General features: G+C 70.0%; 11 protein-coding genes. 4 read left to right on the top strand and 7 right to left on the bottom strand.

Features of this window, described 5'->3' with window-relative positions; genetic code table 11:
* The first annotated feature begins 62 nt into the window (after nt 1–62).
* Complete coding sequence (locus tag OG801_RS21430; protein ID WP_406031218.1) at nt 63–1958, top strand: helix-turn-helix domain-containing protein; 1896 nt, start codon at nt 63–65, stop codon at nt 1956–1958.
* Nucleotides 1959–1964: 6 nt separating this feature from the next.
* Here the strand turns inward: OG801_RS21430 and OG801_RS21435 are convergent, their stop codons facing one another.
* The 5 genes from OG801_RS21435 to OG801_RS21455 are packed head-to-tail and all read right to left on the bottom strand — an operon-like array spanning nt 1965 to nt 6612.
* Nucleotides 1965–2963, bottom strand: coding sequence for a branched-chain amino acid ABC transporter permease (locus tag OG801_RS21435; RefSeq protein ID WP_406031220.1), 999 nt, complete (start codon nt 2961–2963; stop codon nt 1965–1967).
* Nucleotides 2960–3832 carry a branched-chain amino acid ABC transporter permease gene (locus tag OG801_RS21440; RefSeq protein WP_355018197.1) on the bottom strand — a complete coding sequence of 291 codons (873 nt, stop codon included), beginning with the start codon at nt 3830–3832 and terminating at the stop codon, nt 2960–2962. Before OG801_RS21440 ends, OG801_RS21435 begins: the two co-directional genes overlap by 4 nt.
* Nucleotides 3833–3855: 23 nt before the next feature.
* A complete protein-coding gene (locus tag OG801_RS21445; protein ID WP_406031222.1) occupies nt 3856–5103 on the bottom strand; it encodes an ABC transporter substrate-binding protein in 1248 nt (415 codons plus the stop codon).
* 50 nt (nt 5104–5153) lie between these two features.
* On the bottom strand, nt 5154–5846 hold the full coding sequence (locus OG801_RS21450; RefSeq protein ID WP_406031224.1) for an ABC transporter ATP-binding protein: 693 nt from the start codon (nt 5844–5846) through the stop codon (nt 5154–5156).
* The gene (locus tag OG801_RS21455) at nt 5839–6612 is read right to left on the bottom strand and encodes an ABC transporter ATP-binding protein (protein ID WP_406031226.1); all 774 of its coding nucleotides are present in this window, start codon (nt 6610–6612) and stop codon (nt 5839–5841) included. The genes OG801_RS21450 and OG801_RS21455 overlap by 8 nt, the downstream gene beginning before the upstream one ends.
* Nucleotides 6613–6801: 189 nt before the next feature.
* Between OG801_RS21455 and OG801_RS21460 the strand changes: the two genes are divergently transcribed.
* Nucleotides 6802–8469 carry a tannase/feruloyl esterase family alpha/beta hydrolase gene (locus tag OG801_RS21460; RefSeq protein ID WP_406031228.1) on the top strand — a complete coding sequence of 556 codons (1668 nt, stop codon included), beginning with the start codon at nt 6802–6804 and terminating at the stop codon, nt 8467–8469.
* 54 nt (nt 8470–8523) lie between these two features.
* On the top strand, nt 8524–10023 hold the full coding sequence (locus OG801_RS21465; RefSeq protein WP_406031230.1) for an amino acid permease: 1500 nt from the start codon (nt 8524–8526) through the stop codon (nt 10021–10023).
* A 62-nt stretch (nt 10024–10085) separates the two neighbouring features.
* On the opposite strand, the gene OG801_RS21470 is transcribed toward OG801_RS21465, so the two are convergent.
* Nucleotides 10086–11048, bottom strand: a complete 963-nt coding sequence (locus tag OG801_RS21470; RefSeq protein ID WP_355018191.1) for a DUF5937 family protein — start codon at nt 11046–11048, stop codon at nt 10086–10088.
* A 56-nt stretch (nt 11049–11104) separates the two neighbouring features.
* On the opposite strand from OG801_RS21470, the gene OG801_RS21475 reads away from it, so the two are divergent.
* On the top strand, nt 11105–12370 hold the full coding sequence (locus OG801_RS21475) for an MFS transporter (protein ID WP_406031232.1): 1266 nt from the start codon (nt 11105–11107) through the stop codon (nt 12368–12370).
* On the opposite strand, the gene OG801_RS21480 is transcribed toward OG801_RS21475, so the two are convergent.
* Nucleotides 12331–13071 (bottom strand): hemolysin III family protein, encoded by a 741-nt coding sequence (locus OG801_RS21480; protein ID WP_355018189.1) that lies wholly within the window; start codon nt 13069–13071, stop codon nt 12331–12333. The two genes, OG801_RS21475 and OG801_RS21480, sit on opposite strands and share 40 nt — an antisense overlap.
* Between the last annotated feature and the right edge of the window lie 7 nt (nt 13072–13078).

Here is a 13078-nt window from a genome sequence, read left to right on the forward strand (position 1 = left end):
CCCGGGCAACTATGTGGTGATCCCCTATGTCGGTGCGCGCGTAGAAGTGTAACTTCGGTCACATGACGGTCGATGTGGTCGCGTTCCTGGAGCTGCTGGCCGGGGATGCCGCGGAGGCCGACTTCGAAGGGCCGTCGCGGGCCGCGCGAGCGGCGGGGGCGACCGCCGGGGAGCAGGAGCGGATCGACTACGCCAAGAGGCTCGCGCTGCAGGTCAGGGCGACCCTGGACGCGCGCCGCCGGCGCGAGGGCGAGCTGGGAGCGCTGTTCGAGTCGGCCAACGACCTGGCGATGCTGACCAACCTGGAGGCGGTGCTGCAGGCGATCGTGACCCGGGCGAGGCAGCTGCTCAACAGCGACGTCGCCTACCTGACCCTCAACGACGAGCGTCGTGGTGAGTACATGCGCGTGACCGAGGGCATCCTGACCGCGGCCTTCCGCTCGACCCGCATTCCCTACGGCATCGGGCTCGGTGGTCTCGTCGCCCAGACCATGAAGCCCTACTCGACCGCCGACTACATCCCCGACGAGCGCTTCCGGCACGCCCCCGACATCGACGGCGCGGTCAGCGGCGAGGGCATCCGCGCGATCATCGGCGTACCCCTCCTGCTCGGCACCCAGGTCATCGGCGTCCTCTTCGCCGCCAACCGCACCGTACGTCCCTTCGGTGCCGAGGCGAGCGCGCTGCTCGTCTCCCTGGCGGCCCACGCGGCGATCGCCGTGGACAAGGCCCGGCTGCTGGAGGAGACCCGCGCCGCGGTCGCCGAGCTCGAGGTGACCACCCGCAAGCTGCAGACGCGCAACGAGACGGTCGAGCGCGCCGCCGACGCCCACGACCGGCTCACTCGGATCGTTGTCGAGGGCGGTGGAGTCGACGATGTCGTACGCAGCGTCGCCGAGGTCCTCGGCGCCCGGGTTGTCGTGCTCGACCTCGACGGCGAGACGATCGCGAGCAGCGCCCCGGGCGAGCCCGTCTCCGACTACGAGGCCGCCGTGACCAGGCGCAGCCTCGACCTGAGCCGCACCGCAGGCAGCGGCGACATCTACGCCACCCCGGTCCTCGCCGGCGCCGAGCAGCTCGGCTCGATGCTCCTCGGCCCCCGCGAGGTCGACCGCGACGACGGGGATCTGGACGACGGCGACCAGCGGATCCTGGAGCGGGCGGCGCTGGTGACGGCGCTGCTACTGCTCTTCCGCCGCAGCGTCGCCGAGGCCGAGGGACGCGTACGCGGCGAGCTCCTCGACGAGCTCCTCTCCGGCACCACTCCTGACCCGGAGACGCTCCGCGAGCGTGGCCGGCTGCTGCAGGCGGATCTGTCCCGGCCCTATGCCGTGGTGGTGGCGAACGTCCCCGGGGACCGAGCCCGGGTCGGTCAGGCGGCCACGTTCGTCGCCGCCACCCACGACGGGTTCGCGGCCGTGCGGCAGGGACAGGTCGTGCTGATCTTCCCCGACTGCGACGCCCGCGCCGCCGGCGAGCTGGTCGTCGAGGGGCTGCGGCTGTCCGCGGGCGCGCCGGTGACGGTCGGCGCCGCCGGCCCGGTGCCAGGACCGCTGAGCAGTCCCGACGCCGTGGTGAAGGGCTACGACGAGGCCCGCCGCTGTCTGGCCGCCGCGATGACCCTGGGGCGCGAGGGTCAGGTGGTCACCGCCGAGGACCTCGGCTTCGTCGGGCTGCTGCTCGGCTCCGACGGCCACCCGGCGGCGTACGTCACCTCACGGCTGGGTCCGGTGATCGACTACGACACCGCGAAGGGATCGAAGCTGGTGGAGACGCTGCGGGCCTACTTCGCCGCCGACCGCAACCTCACCCGCACCGCCGGCGCCCTGCACGTGCACGTCAACACCGTCACCCAGCGCCTGGAGCGGGTCACCCGGCTGCTGGGCAAGGGCTGGCAGGAGCCGGAGCGCCAGCTCGAGGTGCAGTTGGCGCTCCGGCTCCATCAGCTGGTCGCCTAGAACGGCCTAGGAACGGCGTCTGCTCAGCCAGAGATGGCGCGCGGTGCCCCAGATGCCGCGACGGAAGAGCAGCACCACGGTCACGAACACCGCGCCGGTGACGATCCCGATCCCGTCGAACCCGGACGAGGCCAGGTAGTCGGCGAGCATCACGATCAGCCCGGCGCCGATGACGCCGCCCCATAGGGTGCCGATGCCGCCGAGCACGGTCATCAGGACGACCTCGCCGGACGTGGCCCAGTGCAGCTCGGGCAGCGCCACGAAGCCGTGCGAGACGGCGAAGACGCCGCCGGCGAGCCCGGAGAGCCCGGCCGAGAGCACGAAGACGATCAGCTTGTAGCGCTCGACGTCGTAGCCCAGCGCCCGGGCACGCGGTGCGTTGTCGCGGATCGCGACCAGGACCCGCCCGAAGGGGGAGTGGACGATCCGCCAGGCCGCCCACATCCCGAGCAGGATGATCGGCAGCGCGGCGTAGTAGAAGAAGAACGAGTCGGTCTCGACGGCCTCGATCCCGAAGAAGGAGCGCGGTACGCCCTGGAGCCCGTTCTCACCTCCGGTGAGCGAGGAGGCCTGGTTGGCGACGAAGAAGAGCATCTGCGCGAAGGCGAGGGTGACCATCGCGAAGTAGATCCCCGACCGCTTCACCGACAGGTAGCCGATCGGCACCGCCAGGAGCATCGCGAAGAGCGCCCCGCCGAGGACCGCCACGGGGAACGGCACACCGAGGTGGATCGCGATCAGTCCGGTGGCATAGGCGGACCCGCCCCAGAACGCGGCGTGGCCGAACGAGAGCAGCCCGCAGTAGCCCAGCAGCAGGTCGAGGGCCACCGCGAAGAGCGCCCACGCGGCGATGTCCATCGCCACCGGCGGGTATACGAACCACGGCAGCGCCAACGCGGCCACCAGCCCCACCGCGAGCAGGACCAGTCGCTGCCACGGGCGCGCTCCCGCGATCGCCGCATGCTGCTCGGTGACGCTCGCGCCAGCCGTCGCGATCGACGTCATGCCGTCGCCTCCTCTCGGCCGAAGAGCCCGGCCGGCCGGGCCAGGACGACCACGGCCATCAGCACGAAGATGAGCACCTGCGAGAACGTCGGTGCGTACGCCTGCCCGAAGGCCTCCACGAGCCCGACCAGGAACCCGCCGACGACGGCGCCCACGATCGAGCCGAGCCCGCCGATCACCACGACCGCGAACAGGATGATGATGAAGTCGCTGCCCATCTCGGCGGTGATCGCCCGGAACGGTGCCGCCAGCACCCCGGCCAGACCGGCGAGCGCGACCCCGAAGCCGAACACCGGCGTCACCCAGCGCCCGACGTTGATCCCGAGAGCACCGGCCAGCTCGGGCCGCTCGGTCGCGGCGCGGACGATCATGCCCACCCGCGTACGCGTCATCAGCAGCCAGACGCCGAGGCAGACGAGCAGCGCGACACCGATCACGAAGAGCTGGTAGATCGGCAGCCCGACCCCGGCCAGCTCGACCCGTCCGTCGAGCGCGGCGGGGCGCTCGTAGGGCAGACCGCTCACGCCGTAGCGGCGCTTGACGAGGTCGACCAGCAGGAGGGTCAACCCGAAGGTGAGCAGCAGGTTGTAGAGCGGGTCGAGCGGCAGCAGCCACTGCACCAGCAGCCGCTCGACCAGCATCCCGAAGACCAGCATCAGCAGCGGCACCACGATCAGCGCCAGCCACAGGCTCATCCCGACGGTGTCCAGGAGCACCGCGGCGGCGACCGCTCCCAGCATGTAGAAGGCGCCGTGGGCGAAGTTGACCACGCCCAGCACCCCGAAGATGACGGCCAGGCCGAGCGCGGCCAGCGCGTAGAAGCTGCCGGCCGCGAGCCCTTGGACGGTGTACTGCAGAACCGCGTTCATACCAATCCCTCTAGACCTCGCGCCTACATCGAGCAGCCGGACTCAGCTGCCGGGCGGAACGCCTCCTCGGCCGGGATGGTCCTGATGATCTCCTCGTAGTCCCAGTCCTCCTTGACGTCGTCCGGTCCCTTGACCCGGGCCAGGTAGACGTCGTGGATGACCCGGTGGTCCTCGGCGCGGATCTCGCCGTTGCGCAGGAACATGTCCTCGACCTTCTTGCCCTCGAGCTCCTCGACGATCTTGTCGGCGTCGTCGGTGCCGGCCGCCTGGACCGCCTCGAGATACTGCGTCGCCGCCGAGTAGTTGCCCGCGTGGGCGTACGTCGGCCGGTCGCCGGTCTCCTCCATGAAGCGGTCGGCCCACTCGCGGGACTTCTCGTCGAGGTTCCAGTACCAGGCGTCGGTGAAGATCGTGCCCTCGAACGCCTCGACGCCGAGCGAGTGGATGTCGGAGATGAACATCAGCCCGACGGCCAGGTCGATGCCCTGGTCCTTGAGCCCGGACTCGTTGTACTGCTTGACCAGGTTGATCAGGTCGCCACCGGCGTGCATGGTGCCGATGACCTGCGGCTTCGCGGCTCCCGCCTTGGTGATGTACGTCGCGAAGTTGTCGTTCGGGAACGGCGTCGCGATCGTGCCGGCGACCTCGCCGCCGCCGGCCTCGATGGCGCCGGTGAACGACTTCACCATGTCTTGGCCGAAGGCGTAGTCGGGGTAGATCAGCTGCCAGTTCTTGCCCCCGTCCTCGGTCACGACGGTGCCGGTGCCGTTGGCCAGCATCCAGGTGTCGTAGGCGTAGTGGAAGGTGTACTTGTTGCACTGTGCGCCGGTCAGCTCGGTCGTGGCTGCGCCGACGTTCATGTAGAGCTTCTTCTTGTTCTTCGCCTGCGTCGCGACGGCCAGCGCCGCCGACGAGGTAGGCACGTCCAGGATCACGTCGGCGCCCTCGCGGTCGTAGAGCTCCTGGGCCTTGGTGTTGGCGATGTCCGGCTCGTTCTGATGATCGGCCGAGGTCACCTCGATGTCGTCGACGACGGCCTCGTCGCCGTACTTCTCCTGGTAGTCGTCGATCGCCATCTGGATCGCGATCTTCGAGTTGGGGCCGGAGACGTCCTTGTAGACACCGGAGGCGTCGTTGAGCAGGGCGAGGACCACCTTGTCGTCGGTGAAGTCGCCTCCGCTCGCGCTCGGTCCGCCGGCACCGCAGCCTGCGGTGACCAGGACGCCTGCCATCAGTATCGAGGCGCCGGCAGCTGTGCGTCGCTTGTTCATCGTGTCTCTCCTCGTGGGGTAGGGCTGTGCTCGATCTCTGGGGACGTACGTCAGATCCCGAGGTGTTCGAGTAGCTCGTCCTGACGTTCGACGAACTCGTCGTTGTCGAGGCTCTCGACCAGGCGGCCCTGGGCGAGCAGGTAGTGGCGGTCGGCGACGGTGGCGGCGAAACGTACGTTCTGCTCGATCAGGAGCACGCCGATCCCGGACTGCTTCGCGGTCCGCACGATGTCGCCGATCTGGGCGACGATGACGGGGGCGAGCCCTTCGGAGGGCTCGTCGAGCAGGAGCAGGCGGGCGCCGGTGCGGAGCACGCGGGCGACGGCGAGCATCTGCTGCTCGCCGCCCGAGAGCGTCGTCCCGCCTGCGCGCCGGCGGTTGCCGAGAGCCGGGAAGGCGTCGTAGACCTGCTCCAGCGTCCACGCCGAGTCCGAGACCTTCGGCGGCAGCAGGAGGTTCTCCTCCACGCTCAGGTTGGCGAAGATGCCGCGGTCGTCCTGCACCCAGCCGAGCCCCGCGCGCGCCCGCTTGTGCGCGGGCAGCGAGGTGATCTCGCGGCCGTCGAGCCGGATCGATCCGGTCAGGTGCTTGTGGAGGCCCATCAGGCAGCGTACGAGCGTGGTCTTGCCGGCGCCGTTGCGGCCGACGAGGGTGACGACCTCTCCCTCGCCGACGCTCAGGGTGGCCTCGCGCAGAGCCTGCGCCTCGCCGTACCACGCGCTCAGTTTCTCTATCTCAAGCACTGTGGGCCTCTCCGAGGTAGGCGGTGATGACGCGCGGGTCGGCGCGCACCTCGTCGTAGGGCCCCTCGGCGAGCACCGCGCCCTGCTGCAGGACGGTGACCCGGTCGGCGAGGTGAGCGACGACGTGCATGTTGTGGTCGACGAAGACGACCGTGCGGCCCTCGGCGATGCGCCGGACGAGCTCGATGGTGCGGTCCACGTCCTCGATGCCCATCCCGGCCGTCGGCTCGTCGAGGAGCAGCAGCCGGGGCTCGACGGCGAGGACGAGGGCGAGCTCGAGCGCCCGCTTCTGTCCGTACGCCATCAGCCCGGTCGGCTTGTCGGCCAGCTCGGTCAGGCCGACCTCGGCCAGCAACCGGTCGACCTCCTCGCGGCGACGCCCGAGCAGCTTCTCCGAGCGCCAGAACTTCAGCCCCTGGTTGGTCAATCCCTGGAGCGCGATCTCGACGTGCTCGCGTGGGGTGAGGTTCTCGAAGAGGCTGGTGATCTGGAAGGAGCGGGCCACCCCGTGACGAGTGATCCGCTCCGGTGCCATCCCGGTGACGTCGTCACCGAAGACCGTGATCCGTCCGCCGGTGGGCTTGAGGAACCCGGTCAGCAGGTTGAACAGGGTCGTCTTGCCGGCGCCGTTGGGGCCGACGAGCGCGTGAACGGTGCCCTCGGCGACCTCCAGGTCGACGGAGCTGACCGCGCGGAAGCCGCGGAAGTCCTTGGTGAGACCCTCGGTCCGTAGTGCGCACCTCGGCGCCGGTGTGGTGCTCGTCACAGGGGCGACGCTAGGGAAGTGGTGAGACGTACGCCATAGGGGTTCGGGACACACTGGACCCATCCGTTGTGTGGCTCGTCCCCATGCCAGCCTTTCGGCGCTCCACTCTCGGCTGGCCACATCTCGCGCACCGGAGTTGTGTGCGGCGGCCACATGGCGCAGGTCACACCGCGTCGCGATCCTGGAGCAATGGCCCCCACCCTCGTACGCAGCTTCCTGACCGTCGGCTCCGCGCTCGCCCTCGCCGCCGCGGCCCTGGTCGCCGGTCAGACGCCCGCGTCTGCCGCCCCGTCCACGGCCGTCGACTGCGAGTCGTTGGTCGGGCTGAGGATCCCCGCCCACCGCATCGGCCTGCCGACCACCGGCGCAGAGGTCACCGCGACGACGTCGATGCCGGCCTCCGGGACCGGCCCGACCGCGTTGCCGGCCTATTGCCGCGCCGACATCGCGATCCACCCGGTCGTCCCGGCCGCCCCGGACATCCGGATGGGTCTGGCCCTGCCGCAGGGGTGGAACGGGAAGTCGATGATGTTCGGTGGTGGCGGCTACAACGGCACCGTCCCCAACCTCGCCCAGAACGTGCCCTTCGGGCCGGTCGACCAACGCACCCCGCTCGGCCGCGGCTACGCCACCTACGCCAGCGACTCCGGCCATCAGGCAGACACCACCCGCCACCCGATCGCCAGCCTGGACGGCTGGTTCGGCCAGAACGACGAGGCGGTGCGCAACTTCTCCGGTGACGCGCTCAAGAAGGTGCACGACACCGCCACGTACGTGATCAAGAAGTCCTTCGGCCGTGCGCCGGGCACGACCTACTTCGCCGGCGGCTCGACCGGTGGCCGGGAGGCCCTGGCGGTCGCGCAGCGCTGGCCGCGCGACTTCGACGGGGTGATCTCCGCGTACCCCGCCTGGAACGCCGCCACCCTCGACCTCTTCTTCGGCCGGATCACCCACGAGTTCGGCAAGCCCGGTGCGTTCCCGTCGAAGACGCAGCAGGACCTCGTCGCGCAGCGGGTGCTGGCCGCCTGCGACGGCGGCGACGGGCTCGCGGACGGAGTGATCTCCGACGAGGCCGGCTGCGACTTCGATCCGGAGACGCTGCTGTGCGGCGAGGGCGAGACGCCCGGAGACACCTGCCTCTCCCGCGAGCAGGTGGACGCGGTGGTGGCCGCCGACAGCAGCTGGCGGCTGCCCTACCGGGTGGCGAGCGGGGAGTGGGGCTACCCCGGGTTCCCGGTGCTGTCCGGGGCACGGATGTCGACGCCGGTCCTCGGCTTCGGCACCACCGCGCCGGCCGACCCGATGTCGGTGACCGCCGGCTACGGTATGCAGTTCTGGAACCAGTGGGCCAAGTACTTCGTCGCCCGCGACCCGCAGATCAGCCCCTTCGCGATCGACCCGGCCGCGCCGGGGAAGTGGCAGCGCCGGATCAGCGAGCTGACTGCGCTCCAGGACGTCAACGACGCCGACCTGCGCCCGTTCGCCCGCTCCGGCGGCAGGTTGATCATGGTCCACGGGGCCGCCGACGAGCTGGTCAGCCACCGCTCCACGATCGACTACTACCAGCGCGTCCAGCGGGTGATGGGCAAGCGGGCGACCGAGGGGTTCTCCCGGTTCTATCTGGTGCCCGGAGCCAACCACGCCAACTTCGCCCCGGTCGCCTTCTCCGCCTCGTACGACTCGCTCACGGCCCTGGAGAAGTGGGCCGAGCGGGGCGTCGCGCCGGGCGAGAACCAGGTGGTCGCCGACGGCAACGCCGGAGCCGGCCGAACCCGCCCGTTGTGCGAATGGCCGGCCTGGCCCGCGTACGTCGGTGGCCCCGCCTCGGAGGCGAGCAGCCTCCGGTGCGACGGATAAAGGTTTGCCCCCCGACCTATCGAGTCCACCGATCGAGATGGTTTGCTATCCCTCATGTCTGTTTGGCGCACCAAATCCATCGAGCAGTCCCTTGCCGATGCCGAGACCCCGGAGTTCAAGCTCAAAAGGCGGCTCACTTCGGTTGACCTGACCGTCTTCGGGATCGGCGTCATCATCGGAGCGGGGATCTTCACCCTGACCGGTAGAGCCGCGGCCGAGTACGCCGGACCGGGTGTGGTCTTCTCCTTCATCATCGCCGCGATCTGCTGTGGCCTGGCGGCGCTGTGCTACGCCGAGTTCGCCTCGACCGTGCCGGTGTCGGGGTCGGCGTACACCTTCTCCTACGCCACCCTCGGCGAGATGCTCGCCTGGATCATCGGCTGGGACCTGATCCTGGAGATGGTGCTCGGTGCGTCCGTGGTCGCGCAGGGCTGGAGCAGCTATCTGGTGACGTTCCTCGAGGAGATCGGCCTCGGCTGGCCCAAGGGCTACGGGCCGGATGCCAGCGCCGACTGGGGTCAGCCCAACCTGGCTGCGCTGCTGCTCGTGATCGTCCTGGTGGGCCTGATCACGATCGGCATCAAGGAGTCGCTGCGGGTCAACCTCGCGCTGGTCGCTGTCAAGCTGTTCATCGTCCTGTTCGTCATCGTCGCCGGCATGTTCTACGTCTCCGGCTCCAACTACGACCCGTTCATCCCCGAGCGCGCCGGTTCCGTCAGCGGTGAGGGCATCCATCAGCCGTTGATCCAGTGGGCCTTCGGCCTCGAGCCGCAGACCTTCGGCGTCCTCGGCATCATCTCCGCCGCGTCCGTCGTCTTCTTCGCCTACATCGGCTTCGACGTGGTCGCCACGACCGCGGAGGAGGCCAAGAACCCCCAGCGCGACCTGCCCCGCGGCATCATCGGCTCGCTGGTGATCTGCACGATCCTCTACGTCGCCGTCGCCCTGGTCATCACCGGCATGGTGAAGTACGACCAGATCGATACCGAGGCCGCGCTCGCCACCGCGTTCCGCGACGTCGGCCGCGGCGGTTTCGCGACCCTGATCTCGGCGGGCGCCGTAGCCGGTCTGACCACCGTCGTGATGACCCTGATGATCGGCGCCATCCGGGTCGTCTTCGCGATGAGCCGCGACGGTCTGTTCCCGGTGAGGTTCGCCCACGTCAACCCGAAGACCGGCACCCCGGTCCGGATCACCCTCACCATCGGTGCCTTCGTCGCGATCGTGGCCACCTTCACCCCGATCGGCAAGCTCGAGGAGATGGTCAACATCGGCACCCTGACCGCGTTCGCGCTGGTCTCGATCGCCGTACCGATCCTGCGCAAGCGCCGCCCGGACCTGCCGCGCTCCTTCAAGGTGCCGTTCAGCCCGGTGCTGCCGATCGTGGCCGCGCTGATCTGCATCTACCTGACCCTCAACCTGAGTGTCGAGACCTGGCTGCGGTTCCTGGTCTGGATGGCGATCGGCTTCGCGATCTACTTCCTCTACGGCTACCGCAACTCGCGGGTCGGCAAGGGCGGCGACGACAATGTCGTCGAGCCGCTGCACATGTGAGGCTCTCCTAGACGAGAAGGGCGCGCGGCCGGTGGCCGCGCGCCCCTTTCGTCGTCTCGATGTCACCCGACGGCGTCGACCAGACGATCGCCCAGGTCGGAACGGAGGTAGAGCACCGATCGGCCGTGGCGGGCCGAGGTCAGCAGTCCGGCTGCGCGCATCGCTCGCAGATGCTGGTTGACGGCCGTAGGGGTCACCCCGAGGCGTACGGCCAGCTCGGTCGACGAGGCCGGAGCCGCCAGCAGGGTGAGGAGTCCGGAGCGGGTCTCGCCGATGAGGTCGCGCAGCGCGCGCGGCGCCTGCGGCCGGTCGCTGGTCCACAGCGTGCCGAGGCCGCGTGCCGGGTAGAACATGACCGGCGGCTCCTCGGGCGAGATCGGCGTCGACGGGTTGCGGGTGAACAGGGTGGGCACCAGGGTGAGCCCGTCGCCCGCGGTCGTACGCCGGTAGTCGACCTTCGACGTGATGAGCCGGATCGTGAGGAGATCGTCGGCCAGGGTCACCCGGGGCGAGATGTCGGCGAACATCGACGCCATGCCGGAGTGCACGATCGTCCGGCCGCGATGGACGATGTCGGCCTCCAGCACCGCTCGCATCCGCTGCCAGTGCGGTTCGAAGCAGGCGTCCCAGTAGCCTCGGAGGGCGGTGAGGACGCGGCGCAGCACCACCTGCGGGCGTCCGCTGAGGACCGCAGGCTGGCTGCCGTCGAAGTGGACCGCGGCGAGGTCGGTGCGTACGCGGTCCGGAGGGGTCGCCGCGATCACCTCGACCTCGTCCTCGAGCCGGGCGAGCGGGTTGCGCGGTCGCGGGTTGAGGAAGTCGGGTGTCCAGAGGCGCTCGTTGGTCAGCGCCAGCAGGGTCTCCCGATCCAGGTCCGCGGTGGCGACCGTGCGCAGCCAAGGCAGGTGGAGCGGGAAGCGGCCGGGGTCGCGCAGCGCTCGCAACGAGAGGGTGAGCTCGTTGAGCGGCGAGATGGCGAACCGGACCTCGCTCAGATCGGGACCGGCCAGCTCGTACCTGATCATGAAGCAATACGCTACATCGTTAGCGCGCGCGGGCGCGGGGTGCGACAACTGGACCCGTGATCCGACCTCCCAGCGACCCGGTCGAGCGTCCGCTCGTCGGTGCCGTCGCCGCCCTCTCCCTCGCACGTGGCATGTTCTTCGCGGTCAGCGCGCTCTACTTCACCCGCACGATCGGCCTCTCGGCGGTGACCGTCGGCATCGGCCTGACCGTCGCCGGCGCCGTCGGTGTCGTGGCGACGTACGCAGGCGGGCGGCTCAGCGACCGGTGGGGCGCCGACCGGGTGCAGCTGTGGGCGATGGCGAGCTATGGCATCGCCCTGCTCGCCTACGCCCTGGCGCGTGATGTCGCCGCGTTCGTGCTGGTCGCGACGTGGGTCTCGGCCTCGCGAGGTTTCCAGTCGAGCGCCCAGTCGACGCTGGTCGCGCGCTGGTTCGACGGCCCCGACCGGGTCGCCGTACGTGCCCGGCTGCGCGTGGTCATGAACGTGATGATCGGCGTGGGCACCCTGCTCGCCGCACTGGCGCTGGCGGTCGACACCGGCGCCGCCTATCGCGCCACGATGGTGCTCGTCGGGGTGCTCACCACGCTCGCGGCGGTGCCGCTCATCGGGCTCAGGCGCCGGGTCGCCGCCCTGGCCGCGTGCATGGACGCCGGCTCCGGGCCGACGGTGGCCGCGGGACCCTCACCGCTGCGCGACCGCACCTATGTGACCGCGACCGTGCTCAGCGGGGTGATGGCGATCCACTTCGGGGTGACCTCGATCGGGGTGCCGCTGTGGGTGGCCGACCACACCGACGCGCCGACGGTCCTGGTCTCGCTGCTCCTGGTGGTGAACACCGTCTACGTCGCGCTCTTCCAGGTACGGGCCTCGCGCGGCACCCACGACATCGCCACGGCGGGTCGAGCCGTGAGAGGTGCCGGGTTCCTGCTGCTCGCCGCCTGCATCCTCTTCGCGGGAGCGGCCTATACGGGCCCGGTGTTCGCCACGTGCCTGTTGCTGCTCGCCGCGTTGGCGGCTTCGGCCGCCGAGACCCGCGGCGAGGCGGGCAGCTGGGGGCTGGCCTTCGAGCTCGCCGACCAGGAGCGGGCCGGCGCCTACCAGGGCGTGAGCCAGATGGGCTACGCGCTGGCGCACATGCTCGCGCCCCTGGTGGTGACCGCCACCGCGATCGACCACGGCACCGGTGGCTGGATGGTGCTGGGCGCGCTCTTCGCCGTCACCGGCATCCTCACCGCGGTGCTCGCCCGGCACGCGGCCGCGGCACGCGCCGGGGATCAGCCTCAGCGCAGCGAGTACGTCGCCAGCGAGACGCCGGTGTAGTGCGCGACGAATGCCAGGATCGTGAAGGTGTGGAAGACCTCGTGGAAGCCGAACCAGCGCGGCCAGGGGTTGGGGCGCTTGAAGCCGTAGATGACGCCGCCGGCGGTGTAGAGGGCGCCGCCGACACAGATCAGCGTGAAGGTCGCGATCCCGATGCCGAGGCCGAGCGCCACGGCTCCGGTGAAGAACGACGGGATGAAGAAGATCGCCGCCCAGCCGAGCGCGATGTAGTTGGGGACGTACAGCCAACGCGGGGCGTCGTTCCAGAAGACCCGGAACAGCACACCGAGGATCGCGCCGGTCCATACGACCGAGAGCAGCACGACCTGCGTGGCGCCGTCGAGGAGGAGCAGCGAGAACGGCGTGTAGGAGCCGGCGATCATCAGCATGATGTTCGCGTGGTCCCAGCGCTTCATGATCGTGAACCAGCGCTCGTTCCAGCGGCCGAGGGCGTTGACCCGGTGGTAGACGGCGGAGACGGTGAAGAGCAGCAGGGCGGCCATGGTGAACACTGCCGCGCCGACCCGCGGCGCTCCCGCGGGCGCCAGCACGATGAGGACGATGCCGGCCGCGAGCGTGAGTGGTGCGGTGGCCAGATGGATCCAGCCGCGCAGCTTCGGGAGGGCCTCGTGAACGCTCGAGGAGACCGAGTCGGTGATCGTGCCGACCTTGAGGCGCATCGCGTCTGTCATCTCACTCATAGCGGCC

Origin of the sequence: Nocardioides sp. NBC_00163 (assembly GCF_045206295.1) — a bacterium.
Lineage (GTDB): Bacteria > Actinomycetota > Actinomycetes > Propionibacteriales > Nocardioidaceae > Nocardioides.